Here is a 17,327-nt window from a genome sequence, read left to right as displayed (position 1 = left end):
CTGAGCGGGGTGAGAGGTGCTTCGCCGAAGGCGGTCGCGCCGACCGATCCTCACGCGCTCTCGCACGAGTACAGCGCGACCTGCGACACCTTGTTCACCTCGCCGCCTTCGCCGTGGCCGTCGAGTCTCCACTCCTGGACCTCGTGGCATCCGGGGCCCGTGGCGACCTCGCGGACGGGATCGTCCTTGCCCGCACCGGAGGACACGGCGAACAGGTGCACGCGCCCCGACTGCTCCATGGTGCGGAGGGCGGATGCCGTGAACACCGGCACGTGACCGGAGTAGCCGCCGTCCGTCAACACGCTCGCGCCGGTGGCGTCGATGATCTGAGCGGAGATCGCCCACGTGTCGCTCACCAGGAGGGGAGCGCCGTCGGTCCCGCCCCCGTCGGCGCGGGCCGTCGCGACGAGCTGGGCGACGGCCGACGAGATCGCGGGCGTTCCGCCCCACAGCGCGGGCGCTGAGATCGCGAAGCTCTCGTCGGGGCGGTCCGAGCGGGTGGGGATCCCCACGTAGGCGTCGCCGCCGCTCCCGTCACGATTCGCGTCCAATACCTGGAGACTCGCCGCCACCGGTGCGCACAGCAGAGCCAGGGCGAGGGCAGCGGGCAGAGCCCGAGCGAACGCGGGGCGGGGGCGACGCGGCCACGCGCCCATCACGCCGAGCACGACCCCGGCGACGAGCACGACGCCGGCCCCCGCCGCGAGCACCGCGGGCAGCTGCCCCTCACGCACCAGCACGCTCCACCAGACGCCGTGCACGACGAGCAGGGCGGGCAGCACCAGTCGCCCCCCGCGGCGGGGTGAGCGCAGCAGCCGGCATCCCTCGCTCCACGCCATCGCCGTCAGCAGCACGAGCGGGACCCCCAGGGCCGCGACGTACGCGGTGTGCGGAACCCGGGTGGCCGACAGGACCGCCGCGGAGGTGGCCAGCCACAGCCCCGCGACGACTCCCAGGGCCCACTGCGCCCGATCCCGCGGGCGCCCGCGCCGCGGCCAGTATCGCCAGAGCGCGAGAGCCAGCCCGACGAGGGCCGCGGGGTACAGCCAGCCGATCTGCGTCACGAGCGGCATCTCGAGGAGTTTCGTCGGCGAGGACCCCGCGCCCGCCGCCGCGCCCGCGTGCGAGCCGAACGCGCGGCCCAGGGTCGTCAGTCCCTCGGCGACTCCGCCCCCGCTCGGTGCGCCCACCGAGCCGGGAACCGATCCGGGAGCGAACCGGTCGAGGCCGTTGTAGCCGAACACCATTGCGAAGACATCGTCGTCGGTCGACCCGTCGATGAAGGGGCGCATGCTCGCCGGGGTGAGGGCGATCGCCGTGATCCACACGATCGAGGCGGCGACACTCGCGCCCACGAGGGCGGATGCACGCGCCAACCCGCGGCGAAGGCTCGGGGCCGCGATCACGGTCCCCACGAAGAGGGCGGGGAGCACGAACCACGCCGACATCATCTTGGCCTGGAAGCCCACCCCGACGAACACCGCGGCCATCAGGAGCGGCCACCACCGCGCGGTCAGCATCGCGCGCTGCCACCACACCAGGGCGACCGCGAGCGCCATGGTGAGCAGGCCGTCCTCCATCGGATGGCCGAACATCGACACGAAGATGGGGGTGGATGCCGCCGCCAGCGCCGCGACCAGACCCGCCCCGGTCCCTCCCCAGCGGAGTCCGACGACGGCGCAGGCCATCACGGTCACGAGCCCCTCGATCACCTGGGGCAGCGCCACGGCGGAGGTCGACATGCCGAGGAGATGGATGGCGATGGCCTGCGGCACGGCGAAACCGGCGAGCTTGTCCAGCGTGACGGTGCCGGCCGGGTCGAAGGCGCCGAAGAACAGGGCGCGCCACGACTCCGACATCGACCGCGCCGCCGCCTCGTAGAACGCGAAGTCGCCCCCGCGGGCGAGGTTCCAGCTCATCAGCAGGGCGCTGCCGGCGAGGATCGCGGCGAGCACGCCCTTCGCCCAGAGGGGTTCGCGCCACCAGCGCGCGAGGGGGAGGGTCTCGGTCACGATGCACAGCCTCGACCCCACGATCCGCAAGCGGATATGAGCGGGATATGAGCGCGCCGAGGGGGTGACTCCGCCCCGCGCCGAGCGGGAGTGATTCCCCCCGCGCCGCGGGCGCGGAGTTACGGGACGGCGCCGGGCTACCGGACCGCGGGGAGTTACCGAACGGCGCCGGGCTGCCGGACTGCGTGGAGCTACCGGACGGCGCCGGGCTACCGGACCGCGGGGAGTTACCGAACGGCGCTGGGCTGCCGGACTGCGGGGAGTTACCGGACGGTGCCGGGGACCTCTTGGGGGGCCGCAGACAGTCGGTGCAGACGCCCCAGCTCTGCGAGCGGCTCGTCGTGGTCGTCGACACGGAGGTCGAGGAGGGTGTCCGCGGGGGAGGCCACCAGGACAGCCGCGCTCTGCCGGCCGCGCGCATCCCCGCCGGCCAGGTCCCCGGCCCGGAGCACCTCGATCAGCCGCCCCGCCAGGTCACCGCTGCTGCGCACCCAGGCCGCGCTCATCGCTTCGAGCACCTCGGGGCCGGTCAACAGATTGCCCGCGAACACGGCATCCGTCGTCGTCGAATGACCCGCCCACGCGGTGATCGCCTCGCCCGATCGGGCCGCCCCCGGCGACGTCCACGCGAGCGCCGCGACCTGGCGGAGTGCGTACCCCTCGTCCCAGGAGGGGACGGATGCCACGGCCTCGGCCGCCGTCCGCCCCTCGCGCATCGCGGCGAGCAGACGTCCACGGAGGGCACGGTTCGTCCACGCCTGGCTGGCCGCGACACCCACGGCGGGATCCACGGCGATCACCGACGCACCGACGGCGAGGGAGCGACTCGCGGTCGCGGCACCGATCAGGCCGTGACGGGTGTCACGGGCGAGGACGGTGAAGGTCATGGGCGCTCCCCAGGGGTCGACGAGAGACGGGCGGTCGGTGCGGAGCGGCTTTGTGAAGATCGTGTTTCGAGGCCGCCCCGGGCTTGTGCCCGCCCCCATGCTTGCACATACTGATCGAAACATCATCTAAATGATGACCCGCCCACCCGATTGGCATTCACATGACATCGCGCACCACACTCGGCATCGCCGGCGCGCTCGCCGCGGTCCTCGCCCTCGCCGGTTGCTCGGCGGGCCAGAGCGTCGATCTCGGCGACTCCGGCTCCGCGTCCGCCCAGACCCTCGTCGCCGCGATCGGTGGCGAGCCCGACCAGCTCGATCCGCAGAAGACGACGTCGTACTTCGCGTTCGAGGTGCTCGAGAACGTGTACGACACTCTCGTCCAGCCCGATGCCAATCTCGAGATGCAGCCCGCGCTCGCCGAGAGCTGGACGACGAGCGACGACCAGCTCACCTGGACCTTCACGCTGCGCGACGGCGTGAAATTCCAGGACGGCTCCGACTTCACCAGCGAAGACGTCGTCTACTCCTACCGCCGCATCATCGACGAGAAGCTCGCCAACGCCTGGAAGTTCGCCACCGTCAGCGACGTCAGCGCCCCCGACGACAAGACCGTCGTGATCACGGTGTCGCAGCCCACACCCAACCTGCTGTCGAACCTCGGTGGTTTCAAGGGCATGGCCATCGTCGAGAAGGCCAACGTCGAGTCCGGTGACATCACCACCGCCCCCGTCGGGACGGGCCCGTTCTCGGTCAGCGACTACGTCGCGGGCGATCACATCACCCTGAAGGCCAACCCCGACTACTGGGGCGGCGCCCCGAAGCTCGGGGGAGTGGAGTACCGCTTCATCTCGGAGCCCGCCACCGCCCTCGCCTCGCTGAAGGCCGGCGACATCGACTGGACCGACGTCGTCCCGCCGCAGCAGGTCGAGCAGCTGAAGAGCGACAGTTCCGTCCAGCTCGGGCTCACCCCGTCGAGCGATTACTGGTACCTCGCCCTCAACGAGGCCAAGGCGCCGTGGAACGACGTGCGCGTGCGTCAGGCGATCGCCTACGCGATCGATCGGGATGCCATCGTCCAGGCCGTCAGCTACGGCACCGCCGAGAAGAACCAGCTCGCGATCCCGAAGCAGAGCGTCTGGTACACGGAGTACAACACGTACTCCACCGACGTCGACAAGGCGAAGAGTCTCCTGGCCGAGGCCGGCTTCACCGGCGGGACCCTCGACCTGCTCGCCACGAGCGACTACCCCGAGACGGTCACGGCCGCGCAGATCATCGCCGCGAACCTCGAGCCGCTCGGCATCCAGGTCTCCATCCGCCAGCCCGACTTCTCCACGTGGCTCGACGAGCAGAACTCCGGCAACTTCGACATGCTGATGATGGGCTGGCTCGGCAACATCGACCCCGACGACTTCTACTACTCGCAGCACCACACCGGTGGTGCCAGCAACGCGCAGAAGTTCTCGGACCCCGAGGTCGACAAGCTGCTGGACGCCGGTCGGGTCGAGACCGACACCGACGCGCGCAAAGACCTCTACGCGCAGGCCGCGACGATCATCGCCGACAAGGCCAGCTACATCTACCTCTACAACCCGTCCGTGACGCAGCTGTGGTCGCCGAAGGTGTCGGGCTACGAGACCCGCGCGGATCGCGCGATCCGCTTCGAAGGCACCAGCGTCGACAAGTGACGCTCGCCGCGGGGGTGCCGGATGTCGGTGCCCCCGCGGTCGCGCCCTAGACCGCCGTCGCCGCCCGGCGTCGAGCAAGGAGGTTTTCATGAGGGTCGCCCCCGCACGGCTGGCGCGCTTCCTCGGCGCGCGCCTGCTCTCATCGGCCATCGTGCTGCTGGGCGTGCTGATCGTCGTGTTCGCCCTGGTGCACCTCGTGCCCGGTGACCCCGTGCGGCTCGCCCTCGGCACCCGCTACACGCCCGAGGCCTACGAGGCCCTCCGCGCGGCGTCGGGACTGGATCGCTCCCTGCCGGAGCAGTTCTTCTCGTACCTCGCCCACGCCGTGACCGGCGACCTGGGCGTGAGCTTCCGCAACGGTCAGCCGGTCACCACGACGCTCCTGCAGCGCCTGCCGGCCACGATCTCGCTCGCCCTCGTCGGACTCGTGATCGCCCTGGTCATCTCGATCCCCGCCGGCGTCTACTCCGCGCTCCGGGAAGGCCGCGTGAGCGATGTCATCGTGCGGCTGAGCAGCCAGTTCGGCGTCTCGATCCCCGACTTCTGGCTCGGGATGCTGCTCATCTCGTTCTTCTCCGTCACCCTGGGGCTGCTCCCGGCCAGCGGATACGTCGCCCTCACCGACGACCCCGCCGGGTGGCTGCGGCAGGTCACCCTCCCCGGCATCACCGTCGGCCTCGTCGCCGGCGCCATCATGACGCGCTACATCCGCGCCGCGGTCATCGACGTCGCCTCCTCGGGCTACATCCGCACCGCCGTGTCGAAGGGCCTCCCGCGCCGCATCGTCGTCTCGCGCCACATCGTGCGCGGTGCGCTCGTGCCGGTGCTCACCATCGCCGGCATCCAGCTCGCGACCATCCTCGGCGGCGTCATCGTGGTCGAGGTCGTCTTCGCGTGGCCCGGCCTCGGCCGCCTCGTCTACGACGCCGTCGCCGCGCGCGACTATCCGCTCATCCAGGGGGCGGTGCTCCTGGTGGCCGTCATGTTCATCGTCGTCAACCTGATCGTGGACGTGCTCTACGCCGTCGTCGACCCGAGGATCCGAGCCGCATGAGTAGTCTCACCCCCGCTCCCCGCCCCGCCGCCGGGTCCGGGCCCGACACCGTCGATGGTCCCGGAGTCGCGAACACGCGCACGCGCGTCCGGTCCTGGCGGCTGCTGGCCGCCAACCCCCTCACGGTGGCCGCCGCGATCGTCCTGACCGTCGTGGTGCTGGCCTCCGCGCTCGCGCCGTGGATCGCCCCGTACGGCGTCAACCAGATCGACGTCGCGAACGCCCTCACCCCGCCGAGCGCCGCCCACTGGTTCGGCACCGACGAACTCGGCCGCGATGTGCTCTCGCGCGTCCTCCTCGCCGGGGGCACCTCCCTCACGATCGCCGTGGTCGCCGTCACGATCGCGCTCGTCCTGGGCCTCGTCCTCGGCGTCGTGGCCGGGTACGCCGGCGGGTGGGTCGACGCGACCCTCATGCGCGTGGTCGACGTGATGTTCGCCTTCCCCGTGCTGCTCCTCGCCCTCGCGATCATCGCGATCTTCCAGCCGGGGATGCTCACCACCACGATCGCGATCGGCGTCGTCTACACGCCGATCTTCGCGCGCGTCGCCCGCGCGAGCACTCTGTCGCTGCGGACGTCGCCGTTCGTGCAGGTGTCGCGCACGATGGGCACCCCGGCGCCGGTCATCCTCGTGCGCCACGTCCTGCCCAACATCGGCGGACCGATCGTCGTGCAGACCTCCCTCTCGCTCGCGTTCGCGATCCTGTCCGAGGCCGCGCTGTCGTTCCTCGGCCTCGGCATCCAGCCCCCGGCCCCGTCGTGGGGAGGGATGCTGTTCACCGCCCAGGGCTTCCTCTCGCAGGCGTGGTGGATGAGCGTGTTCCCGGGAGCGGCGATCTTCGTGACGGCCCTCGCCTTCAACCTCCTCGGCGACGGGCTGCGCGACGGCCTCGACCCTCGTCAGCGGACCCTCATCGAGGCGCGACAGGGGGAGCGACGGCGCCGGAGAACGACGCTCGAGCGGCCGGACACGAGTCAGGAGATCTCACGATGACTGTTCTGAAAGTCCGCGATCTTCGCGTCGCGATCGGCGAGACCGCCACCACCGAGGAGAGCCCGCGATGACTGTTCTGGACGTCCGCGATCTCCGCGTCGCCATCGGCGAAACCCCCATCGTGCGGGGCCTCGACTTCTCGGTCGAGCGCGAGCAGACCCTCGGCATCGTGGGGGAGTCGGGCTCGGGCAAGTCGATGACGGTCCTCGCCGCGACCGGTCTGATCGACGCCCCCGGCCGCCGCGTGGCCGGCTCGAGCGTGCTGAAGACGAGTCCGGATGCCGCCGGCATCGAGCTCGTGGGCGCGACCGACCGCACGCTCCGCTCGGTGCACGGCGACGCCGTGGGCTTCGTCTTCCAGGATCCGTCGACCTCCCTCAACCCGTTCCTCACCGCGGGCCGCCAGATCGCGGAGTCGCTCGAGGCGCACCGGGGACTGACCCGGCGGGCTGCGCAGACCCGGGCGATCTCGTTGCTCGAGGCCGTCGGCATCCCGGATCCCTCATCGCGGGTCGAGGCGTACCCGCACCAGTTCTCGGGCGGGCAGCGTCAGCGCGTGATGATCGCGATCGCTCTCGCGTGCGACCCCGCCCTCCTCGTCGCCGACGAACCGACCACGGCGCTGGACGTGACCACGCAGGCCCAGATCATCGACCTCGTCCAGCAACTGCAGCGCGACCGCGGCACGGCGGTGGTGTGGATCAGCCACGACCTCGGCGTCATCGGGCAGGTCGCCGACGACGTGATCGTGCTGCGCCACGGCGAGGCGGTGGAGCAGCGGCCCCTGGCGGAGCTGTACGCCGATCCGCACCACGCCTACACGCGCGAGCTGCTCGCGGCGCGCCCGCGGGTCGTCGGGGGAGCGGGCCCCGCGCCCGAGCCGGAGGCTGCGCCCCTGCTCGAGGTCGCCGATCTCGATGTGCGCTTCGCGGTGCAGACCCCCGCGGGGCGCCGAACCGTGCACGCGGTCGACGACGTGTCGTTCACCGTGCGCCGCGGCACGACGCTCGCGCTGGTGGGGGAGTCGGGCTCGGGCAAGTCCACCATCGCGAACGCCCTGACCGGGCTCGTCGCGCCCCACGCGGGGACGGCGACCCTGGCGAATGCCACCGGCGGGGGCGTGCGCGACGCGCTGCGCGCCCCGCGCCGAGACCGTCGACGCATCGCGATGGTGTTCCAGGACCCGTTCGCCTCGATCGATCCTCGACGCACGGTCGCCGACGCGATCGCCGAGCCCCTGCGCGTGCACCGCCTCGGCGGGCGGACCGCGGCCTCCCGCACCGCGCGCGTGGAGGAGCTGCTCGACCTCGTCGACCTCGACCCCGCCTTCGCGAAGCGCTACCCGCACGAGCTGTCCGGCGGACAGCGCCAGCGCGTGTCGATCGCCCGCGCCCTCGCTCTCGAGCCCGAGCTGGTGATCCTCGACGAGGCCACGGCGTCGCTCGACGTCTCGGTGCAGGCGCGCGTGCTCGCCCTGCTGCGGCGTCTGCAGGTCGAACAGGGCCTGACGTACCTCTTCATCGCCCACGATCTCGCGATCGTGCAGCAGATGAGCCACGACGTCGTCGTGCTTCGCGGGGGCCGGGTCGTCGAAGCGGCGCCCGCGGCCGAGCTGTTCGCGAACCCGCGGGAGGAGTACACGCGGGCGCTGCTCGCGGCCGTGCCGCCCGAGGGGCCGCGGGTGCGCGCGTGACGCGCGGACGCCCCGACGCCTCCCCGCTCGTGCGCGCGGACCTCGATACGCTGACACGGTCATGACCAGAGCCACGGATGCCGATGAGCAGCGCGCCGTCGAGACCCTCGGTGCCGCGGTGCGCGATGCCCGCAAACGCCTCGGCCTGAGCGTCCAGGCGCTGTCCGAGAAAGCCGGCGTGAGCTTCGGGTTGGTCAGCCAGCTCGAGCGCGGACTCGGCAACCCCTCGCTGCAGTCCCTGCAACGTCTCGCCGGGGCCCTCGGCATCCCGGTCGCCCAGTTGCTCGACGAACCGGCCGTGCCGCTGGCCGTGGTCACCCGCGCGAAGCGCCACATCATGCCGGTCGCCGTCGACGCTCCGGCCTCGCAGCGCGCCGTCCGCGAGTTGCTCACCCCGCGCGGCGAGTCGATGCTCCAACTCATCCGCTCGACCCTGCCGGCGGGGTTCTCGAACGAGGCGAGCCCGTTCCGCCACATCGGCACCGAGACGGTCACGGTCGAATCCGGCGTGCTCGTGGTCTGTCAGGCCGACCGGCGCGTCGAGCTCCGCGCGGGCGACACGGTCACGTACGGCTGCTCGGAGCCGCACTGGTGGGCCAACGGCCACGACGCCGAGACCGTGGTGCTCGGGGCGGTCACGCCGTTCGAGCGGTGAGAGCGGGTTCGGGCTGCGGCTCGCACCCGGAGCCGGGCGTGCGAAACTCCTGAGAAACCGCGAGGGGAAAGCCGCGTCGTCGCCCCACCGCGCGAGTCGACCCCGGAATTCAGGAGTTCGGCCCGCCCGCGAGAACCCGGAACGCGAGGCGATCGCGCGGCGACAGCACGTACTCGTCGTCGCAGCTGTACCGGCCCCCGCCCCGCCTGCCCCGCCCCGCCCCGTCCCGCGCTCCGGACCCGATGCCCTCCCGGACGATCTTGCGGCGCGCTTCGGGCACCGAACGCGGCTGAGTTCCGGAGCGCGGGACACGCGTCGGCCGCGACACCCCAGGGAGTGATGCCGCGGCCGACGCATTCAGGCGGGCGGATGCCGGATCAGATTTCCGAACGCGGCCCCGGGAACGTCTTGTTCACCCCGGTGACCGGCTGGTTCTCGTCGAAGGACGCGATCGGGCGACGGAAACCGCGCGTGAGGATCACGAGGTACACGACACCGAGACCGGTCCAGATGAGGCCGCCGATGAGCGCGTGCGCGTCGAGGTTCACCCACAGCAGAGCCGTCAGCAGCAGACCGATGCCGGGCATGACGATGTACTTGACGATGTCGCCCGGCGTCTTGTGCAGCCCCTTGCGGATCGCGAACCACGCGATCACCGAGATGTTCACGAACGAGAAGGCGACCAGCGCCCCGTAGTTGATGTACGCGGAGATCTGCTCGAGCGTGAACGAGATCGCGAGCAGGCTGATCACGCCGACGATGACGATCGAGAACGTCGGCGTGTGCGTCTTCGGGTTGATGAAGCCGAAGATGCGACGGGGCAGGACGTTGTTGCGGCCCATCACCATGAGCATGCGCGACACCGAGGCGTGCGAGGCGAGCCACGAGGCGAGCGTCGCCGCGAAGCCTGCGGCGGTGAGCACGGCCTGCAGCACGGGGCCGCCGACCTGCACGCCGATCTCGGGGAGCGTGCTGTCCTCGATCGCTTCCTGCGGGAACGCGGTCGAATCGGGGAAGCGCAGCTGCGTGACGTACGAGGCGATAAGGAAGATGATGCCGCCCACGATGAGCGTCAAGACGATGGCCCGGGGCATGATCTTGGGCGTCTTCGCCTCCTCGGAGTACATCGACACCGCGTCGAAGCCGATGAAGGAGAAGCACACGACGGTGGCCCCGGCCAGCACCGCGCCGAACTGCACCTCGCTGTGGGCGAAGGGCGCGATCGACACCGGTGTGCCCGCTCCCGCGCCGCCGACGAGCTGCACGACGACCATGACGACGAACACGGTCATCACGAGGATCGAGAACACGAGCAGGATCATGTTGACGTTCGAGGTGCCGCGCATCGTGAGGTAGATCACGCCGGTGACACCGGCCGTGAAGACGACGACCCAGATCCACCCGGGCACGTCGGGGAACAGCGCCTCCATGTAGCTGCGCAGGATCAGCGCGTTCACCATCGGCAGGAGCATGTAGTCGATCAACGCGGTCCAGCCGACGACGAAGCCGACGCCCGGGTGGATCGACTCGCGCGCGTAGGTGTAGGCGGAACCGGCGCTCGGGATGACGCGGACCATCTTGCCGTAGCTGATCGCGGTGAACACGAGCACGATGAGGGCGACCGCGTAGGCCGCGGGGACGACGTTGTTCGTCTTCTCGGCGACGAGACCGAAGGTGTCGAAGACGACCGTCGGGGTCATGTATCCCAGACCGAGGCCGACGATCGACCAGAGTCCGAGGGTGCGGGCGAGCTTCGCGCCCGAGTTCGCGGGTGCCGTGGCGGCACCGAGATGATCGTTCGTGGCTCCTCCAAGAGGGTGCGGGTCACGACGCGGTCGTGACCGGAGATGGTGTCGGGTACAGCATCGAGAGCACCGCTCGGGGTGGGAGCGGGAGTGTCGGCGGGGTGTGCCGGGAGAGCGTGGGGCGTGTGTCGTTCGGCGGCGCGCGGCGGGATTCGGCCGGCGGAGCGGGTGGGATGCCGACAGGGGTGGCGTCGGCATCCCGTCCGGGTCAGAGGCGGTTGGACGCCTCCGTCAGGACCGAGCGGAGGATCTGCTCGATCTCGGTGAACTCGGCCGGGCCGAGGGTCAGGGGCGGGGCGAGCTGGATGACGGGGTCGCCCCGGTCGTCGGCGCGGCAGTAGAGTCCCGCGTCGAACAGCGCTTTCGAGAGGAAGCCGCGCAGCAGCCGCTCGGACTCGTCGTCGTCGAAGGTCTCCTTCGTCGCCTTGTCCTTCACGAGCTCGATGCCGAAGAAGTAGCCGTCGCCGCGCACATCGCCGACGATCGGCAGGTCGAGGAGCCTCTCCAACGTCGACCGGAACACCGGGGAGTTGGTGCGGACGTTCTCGAGCAGGCCCTCCTCTTCGAACACGTCGAGGTTCTCCAGCGCGACCGCCGCGGACACGGGGTGCCCGCCGAAGGTGTACCCGTGGGGGAACGAAGCGTCGCCGTGGGCGAAGGGCTCGTAGATCCGGTCGCTGATGATCGTGCCGCCGAGAGGGGAGTACCCGCTGGTGACGGCCTTGGCGAACGTGATCATGTCCGGCTGGTAGTCGTACGCCGAGGCGCCGAAGTAGTGGCCCAGGCGGCCGAACGCGCAGATGACCTCGTCGGAGACGAGCAGCACGTCGTACTTGTCGCAGATCTCGCGCACGCGCTGGAAGTAGCCGGCCGGGGCGGGGAAGCAGCCACCGGCGTTCTGCACGGGCTCCAGGAACACCGCGGCGACGGTCTCGGGCCCCTCGAACTGGATCATCTGCTCGATGCGGTCGGCGGCCCACAGGCCGAACTCCTCGGGCGTCCCACCCCCGAAGCCCGACTCCTCGGCGCGGTAGTAGTTCGTGTTGGGTACGCGGAAGCCGCCGGGGGTGACGGGCTCGAACATGTGCTTCATCACCGGCAGACCGGTGATCGCCAGGGCACCCTGCGTGGTGCCGTGGTAGGCGATCGCGCGGGAGATGACCTTGTGCTTGGTGGGCTTGCCCTGTGTCTTCCAGTACTGCTTCGCGAGCTTGAACGCGGTCTCGACCGCCTCTCCACCGCCGGTGGAGAAGAAGACGTGATTGAGGTCGCCCGGGGCGAGGTTCGCCAGGCGCTCGGCGAGCTCGATCGCCGCGGGGTGCGCGTAGGACCACAGCGGGAAGAACGCGAGCTCTTCGGCCTGCTTCGCCGCGGCCTGGGCGATGCGACGGCGACCGTGGCCGGCGTTGACGACGAAGAGCCCCGCGAGGCCGTCGATGTACCGCTTGCCCCTGGAATCGAAGATGTGGTGGCCCTCGCCCTTGACGATGATCGGCACACCGGGCCCGTCGGTCATCACCGACTGACGGGAGAAGTGCATCCAGAGGTGGTCGCGCGCCTTCGCCTGGAGGGCGGCGTCGTGGTCGGTGTCGAGAAGGGTCATCGTGTTCCCCAGTTGTAGAGCTGTCGGTGGAGCTTGAGATAGACGAACGTCTCGGTCGAGACGACGTCGGGCAGGGCGCGCACGCGATCGTTCAGCAGGTCGATGAGGTCGTCGTCGCTCTCGCAGACGACCTCGACGAGAAGATCGAACGACCCCGCGGTCGAGACCACGTAGGTCACGCCCGGGAGTTCCGCCATCTCGGCCGCGACGACGCGGGTGTCTCCCGACACGCGCACGCCGATCATCGCCTGGCGGGCGAAGCCGAGTTGCAGCGGATCGGTGACGGCGACGATCTGCAGGATGCCGGCATCCTGAAGCTTCTGCACGCGCTGGCGCGTGGCGGTCTCGCTGAGACCGACGGCTTTGCCGATCTCGGCGTAGGAACGCCGCCCGTCTTCCTGCAACTGCTCGACGATCGCCTTCGACACGCGGTCGAGGGTGACGCTGCGATCAGTCGCGGAACTCATGATGGGCGACGGTATCAGCGGAACAATGGGGATATCAATGATGAATTCGGAATTTAAAGCGGCGAAACACGGCGGAAACCGTCGCGATCGACGGAATGCGCGCGGGCACGCAAAAGGGGGCCGGGCATTTCCGCCCGACCCCTCCGGCGCTTACGCCAGGCTCGCCATCACATGCTTCAGCCGCGTGTAGTCCTCGAAGCCGTAGATCGATAGGTCCTTGCCGTATCCCGAGTGCTTGAACCCGCCGTGCGGCATGTCCGAGACGAACGGGATGTGCGCGTTGATCCACACGCACCCGAAGTCGAGATCGCGGCCGAACCGCAGCGCGCGCGAGTTGTCGCGCGTCCAGACCGACGCGGCCAGGGCGTACGGCACGTCGTTCGCGAGCTCGAGCGCCTCCTCCTCGGTTTCGAAGGACTGCACCGCGAGCACCGGCCCGAAGACCTCCTGCTGGACGAGCTCATCGTCCTGGCGGAGTCCCGTGACGACGGTCGGCGCGAAGAAGCAGCCGGTGTCGCCCACGCGCGCCCCACCCGTGGCGATCCGCGCGTGTGCGGGGAGCCTCTGGATGAACCCCTCCACCCGCGCGAGCTGATCGGGGTTGTTCACCGGCCCGAAGAAGGCATCCGGATCGTCCGGCGCTCCCACGCGCACGCTCTGCTCGACGTAGGCCACCAGACGTTCCACGAACGCGTCGTGCAGCGACGCATGCACGAGCAGCCGCGTCGCGGCCGTGCAGTCCTGACCGGCGTTGAAGAACGCGGCCTCGGCGATCCCGGATGCCGCGGCCTCGAGGTCGGCGTCGGGGAAGACGATCGCGGGTGCCTTGCCGCCGAGCTCGAGGTGCACGCGTTTCAGGCTCTGCGCCGCCGAAGCCGCGACCTGCATCCCGGCGCGGACGGACCCCGTGATCGCGACGAGCTGCGGTGTCGGATGCTCCACGAGCGCCCGGCCGGTGTCGCGGTCGCCGAGGATGACGTTCAGCACGCCCGGCGGCAGGATCTCCGCCGCGATCTCGGCGAGCAGCACCGTCGACTGCGGCGTCGTCTCGCTGGGCTTGAGCACCACGGTGTTCCCCGCGGCGATCGCGGGACCGATCTTCCACACGGCCATGTTCAGCGGATAGTTCCACGGCGTCACCTGCGCCACGACGCCGATGGGCTCGCGGCGCACGTATGACGTGTAGCCTTCCGCGTACTCCGCCGCAGCCCGACCGTTCAGCTCGCGCGCGGCTCCGGCGAAGAACCGCAGCTGGTCGACCGACTGCGCGATCTCATCGGCGACGAGGGTCGCACGCGGCTTCCCGGTGTCCTCCGACTCGAGGTCGGCGAACTCCTCCGCCCGTGCCTCGAGGGCGTCCGCGAGGCGGAACAGCGCGAGCTGGCGCTGGGCGGGGGTGGCGCGCTTCCACGCGGGGAACGCGGCCGCGGCCGCGGCGACGGCGGCATCCACCTCTTCCGCCGTCGAGACCGGTGCCTGCGCGTACACCTCGCCGGTCACCGGGCTCACGAGATCGAGCAGGGGTCCCGTGGATGCCACGGCAGCGCCGTCGACGATGTTGTGCAGGATCCTCACGACATCGCCTCGTCGGCGACCGTGAGCGCCTCATCGATGATGTCGAGGCCGCGCACGAGGTCCTCTTCGCCGATGACGAGGGGAGGGGCGACGTGCACGCGGTTGAAGTGCGTGAACGGCCACAGCCCGGCCTTCTTGCACGCCGCCGCGAACGCCGTCATGGGGGCGGCCGCGGGACCCGTGGCGTTGAACGGCACGAGCGGCTCGCGCGTCTCGCGGTCGCGGACCAGCTCGATCGCCCAGAAGAGCCCCCGTCCGCGCACCTCGCCGACGGACGGATGCCTCTCGGCCATCGCCCGCAGGCGCGGCTCGACCACGCGCGCGCCGAGGTCGCGCACCCGCTCGAGGATCCCGTCGCGCTCGAACACCTCGAAGGTCGCCACGCCGGGCGCGCACGCGAGCGGGTGGCCCGAGTAGGTGAGACCCCCGGGGAAGGCCACGGTGTCGAAGTGCGCCGCGATGGCGTCGGAGATCACGACACCGCCGAGCGGCACGTACCCGGAGTTCACGCCCTTCGCGAAGGTGATGAGGTCGGGGGTGACGTCGAAGGCTTCGACGGCGAACCACTCGCCGATACGTCCGAAGCCGACCATGACCTCGTCGGCGATGTAGACGATCCCGTACTTGTCGCACAGAGCGCGGACGCCCGGGAGGTAGCCCGGCGGCGGCACGAGCACCCCGTTGGTGCCGACGACGGTCTCGAGGATGATCGCCCCGATGGTCGACGCCCCCTCGAGGATGATCGTCTGCTCGAGGTGCTCCAGGGCGCGAGCGGTCTCCTCCTCCTCGGACGACGAGTGGAATGCCGAGCGGTAGGCGTACGGGCCGAAGAAGTGCACCACCGAGGCGTCGGCGGGCTCGTTCGCCCAGCGGCGCGGGTCGCCGGTCAGGGTGATCGCGGTGGAGGTGTTGCCGTGGTAGCTGCGGTACATCGCGAGCACCTTGCGCTTGCCCGTGACCAGGCGCGCCATGCGGACCGCGTTCTCGTTGGCATCCGCCCCGCCGTTGGTGAAGAAGACCTTCGACATGCCCGCGGGCGCGACCTCCACGATGCGCCGGGCGAGCTCGCCGCGCACGTCGTTGGCCATCGCGGGCTGGATGGTGGCGAGCTCGCCCGCCTGCCGCTGGATCGCGGCGACGAGGTCGGGATGCTGGTGCCCCAGGTTGAGGTTGACCAGCTGCGACGAGAAGTCGAGGTAGCGGTTGCCGGCGTAGTCCCAGAACGTCGCGCCCTCCCCTCCCGCGACCGGCAGCGGGTCGATCAGCGCCTGGGCGCTCCAGGAGTGGAAGACGTGACCGCGGTCGTTCGCGCGGACGCGGGCGTCGGCGTCGAGGTCGGTGATGCTCATGCTGTTCTCCTCCGGATGCCGATGGCTCAGTGGTTACTCGGGAAACCGAGGCTGATCTGGCTCTCGCTGGGGTCGGGCCAGCGGGTCGTGACGACCTTGCTGCGCGTGTAGAAGTGGATCGACTCGGGCCCGTAGATGTGCGAGTCGCCGAAGAGCGAGTTGCGCCACCCGCCGAACGAGAAGGCGCCGACCGGCACCGGGATCGGCACGTTCACGCCGACCATGCCGACCTCGATGTCGAACTCGAACTGACGGGCGGTACCGCCGTCGCGCGTGAACACCGCGGTGCCGTTGGCGTACGGGCTGGAGTTGATGAGCGCGACGGCCTCGTCGTAGTTCTGCACGCGGACAACCGAGAGCACGGGGCCGAAGATCTCGTCGTCGTAGACCTTCATTCCCGGGGCCACGCGGTCCACGAGCGAGACGCCGACGAAGAAGCCGTCGCCCTCGAACTCCTGGGTCGTGCCGTCGACGACGACCTCGGCGCCCTCGGCGGCCGCGCCGGTCACGTACGAGGCGACCTTGTCGCGGTGCTCGCGGGTGATGAGCGGACCCATCTCGCTCGCGGCATCCGTTCCGGGTCCGATCGAGAGCCCCGAGATGCGCGCCGAGACCTTCTCGACGAGCGCATCGGCCACGTCGTCGCCGACCGCGACGAGCACCGACACGGCCATGCAGCGCTCACCGGCCGAACCGTAGGCGGCCGAGACGGCGGCGTCGGCGGCCGAGTCGAGATCGGCGTCGGGGAGGACCACCATGTGGTTCTTCGCGCCGCCCAGGGCCTGGACGCGCTTGCCGTTCTCGGCCGCGCGCGAGTAGATCGTCTTCGCGATGGGCGTCGAGCCGACGAAGCTCACCGCGCGGACCGTGGGGGAGTCGAGCAGGGCGTCGACGGCGACCTTGTCACCGTGCACCACGTTGAGCACGCCGGCGGGCAGGCCCGCCTCCTCGAAGAGCTTCGCGAGGAAGAGCGCGGCCGAGGGGTCCTTCTCGCTGGGCTTGAGCACGACGGTGTTCCCGCAGGCGATCGCGGATGCCGTCATCCACAGCGGGACCATGACGGGGAAGTTGAAGGGGGTGATGGCGGCGACCACACCCACGGGCTGCTTGACGGAGTGCACGTCCACCCCGCGGCTCACCTGCTCCGAGTGCTCGCCCTTGAGCAGGTGCACGAGGCCCGCGGCGAACTCGACGTTCTCGATGCCGCGGCTGATCTCGCCCTTGGCATCCGAGAGCACCTTGCCGTGCTCGGCGGTGATGATGGCGGCGAGCTCGTCCGTGCGCTCGACGAGGAGGTGGCGGAGGCGGAAGAAGACGTCGGCGCGCTTGATGAGGCTCGTCGCCCGCCACGCGGGGAGGGCAGCGGCAGCTGCCGCGATCGCTTCGTCGACCTCGGCCGCGGTGGCGAAGGCGACCTGGGCCTGCACCTCACCGGTCGCGGGGTTGAAGACGTCCCCGGTGCGCGCGTCCGTGCCGTGCGCGGCGCCGGCGATGTGGTGGCGGATCAGGGTCATGCGGGTCCTCCTCGGCTGAGCGAAACC

At 70.5% G+C, this 17,327-nt stretch carries 12 protein-coding genes and 1 pseudogene; 5 read left to right on the top strand and 8 right to left on the bottom strand.

The genetic code is table 11. From position 1 onward, the window contains the following. Positions 1 to 50: 50 nt before the first annotated feature. Positions 51 to 2,012 (bottom strand): glycosyltransferase family 39 protein, encoded by a 1,962-nt coding sequence (locus tag MTES_RS00765; RefSeq protein ID WP_013583247.1) that lies wholly within the window; start codon positions 2,010 to 2,012, stop codon positions 51 to 53. A gap of 263 nt (positions 2,013 to 2,275) precedes the next feature. Further along, positions 2,276 to 2,899, bottom strand: coding sequence for a DUF1028 domain-containing protein (locus MTES_RS00760; protein ID WP_013583246.1), 624 nt, complete (start codon positions 2,897 to 2,899; stop codon positions 2,276 to 2,278). 161 nt (positions 2,900 to 3,060) lie between these two features. On the opposite strand from MTES_RS00760, the gene MTES_RS00755 reads away from it, so the two are divergent. The 5 genes from MTES_RS00755 (at position 3,061) to MTES_RS00735 (ending at position 8,987) form a co-directional block, all read left to right on the top strand. After that, positions 3,061 to 4,590 carry an ABC transporter substrate-binding protein gene (locus MTES_RS00755; protein WP_013583245.1) on the top strand — a complete coding sequence of 510 codons (1,530 nt, stop codon included), beginning with the start codon at positions 3,061 to 3,063 and terminating at the stop codon, positions 4,588 to 4,590. An 88-nt stretch (positions 4,591 to 4,678) separates the two neighbouring features. Then, on the top strand, positions 4,679 to 5,644 hold the full coding sequence (locus tag MTES_RS00750) for an ABC transporter permease (RefSeq protein WP_013583244.1): 966 nt from the start codon (positions 4,679 to 4,681) through the stop codon (positions 5,642 to 5,644). Beyond that, on the top strand, positions 5,641 to 6,639 hold the full coding sequence (locus tag MTES_RS00745) for an ABC transporter permease (RefSeq protein WP_013583243.1): 999 nt from the start codon (positions 5,641 to 5,643) through the stop codon (positions 6,637 to 6,639). Before MTES_RS00750 ends, MTES_RS00745 begins: the two co-directional genes overlap by 4 nt. 67 nt (positions 6,640 to 6,706) lie before the next feature. Then, positions 6,707 to 8,332, top strand: a complete 1,626-nt coding sequence (locus tag MTES_RS00740; protein ID WP_013583242.1) for a dipeptide ABC transporter ATP-binding protein — start codon at positions 6,707 to 6,709, stop codon at positions 8,330 to 8,332. A gap of 61 nt (positions 8,333 to 8,393) precedes the next feature. Continuing rightward, the gene (locus MTES_RS00735; RefSeq protein WP_013583241.1) at positions 8,394 to 8,987 is read left to right on the top strand and encodes a helix-turn-helix domain-containing protein; all 594 of its coding nucleotides are present in this window, start codon (positions 8,394 to 8,396) and stop codon (positions 8,985 to 8,987) included. A 377-nt stretch (positions 8,988 to 9,364) separates the two neighbouring features. On the opposite strand, the pseudogene MTES_RS00730 reads toward MTES_RS00735, so the two are convergent. The 6 genes and pseudogenes from MTES_RS00730 to MTES_RS00705 form a co-directional block, all read right to left on the bottom strand. Then, positions 9,365 to 10,720, bottom strand: a pseudogene (locus MTES_RS00730) (APC family permease); the annotation flags it as partial. Between the two features lie 280 nt (positions 10,721 to 11,000). Continuing rightward, positions 11,001 to 12,395 (bottom strand): aspartate aminotransferase family protein, encoded by a 1,395-nt coding sequence (locus MTES_RS00725; protein ID WP_013583238.1) that lies wholly within the window; start codon positions 12,393 to 12,395, stop codon positions 11,001 to 11,003. Then, positions 12,392 to 12,862 (bottom strand): Lrp/AsnC family transcriptional regulator, encoded by a 471-nt coding sequence (locus MTES_RS00720; RefSeq protein WP_013583237.1) that lies wholly within the window; start codon positions 12,860 to 12,862, stop codon positions 12,392 to 12,394. The genes MTES_RS00725 and MTES_RS00720 overlap by 4 nt, the downstream gene beginning before the upstream one ends. A gap of 150 nt (positions 12,863 to 13,012) precedes the next feature. Continuing rightward, the gene (locus MTES_RS00715; RefSeq protein ID WP_013583236.1) at positions 13,013 to 14,437 is read right to left on the bottom strand and encodes an aminobutyraldehyde dehydrogenase; all 1,425 of its coding nucleotides are present in this window, start codon (positions 14,435 to 14,437) and stop codon (positions 13,013 to 13,015) included. Continuing rightward, the gene (locus MTES_RS00710) at positions 14,434 to 15,786 is read right to left on the bottom strand and encodes an aspartate aminotransferase family protein (RefSeq protein WP_013583235.1); all 1,353 of its coding nucleotides are present in this window, start codon (positions 15,784 to 15,786) and stop codon (positions 14,434 to 14,436) included. The genes MTES_RS00715 and MTES_RS00710 overlap by 4 nt, the downstream gene beginning before the upstream one ends. 26 nt (positions 15,787 to 15,812) lie before the next feature. Beyond that, complete coding sequence (locus MTES_RS00705) at positions 15,813 to 17,300, bottom strand: CoA-acylating methylmalonate-semialdehyde dehydrogenase (RefSeq protein WP_013583234.1); 1,488 nt, start codon at positions 17,298 to 17,300, stop codon at positions 15,813 to 15,815. Positions 17,301 to 17,327 lie beyond the last annotated feature (27 nt).

It is taken from the genome of Microbacterium testaceum StLB037, assembly GCF_000202635.1.
GTDB lineage: Bacteria > Actinomycetota > Actinomycetes > Actinomycetales > Microbacteriaceae > Microbacterium > Microbacterium testaceum_F.
The sequence above is the reverse complement of the archived record's forward strand: the minus strand, read 5'-3'. Positions and strand labels throughout refer to the sequence as shown.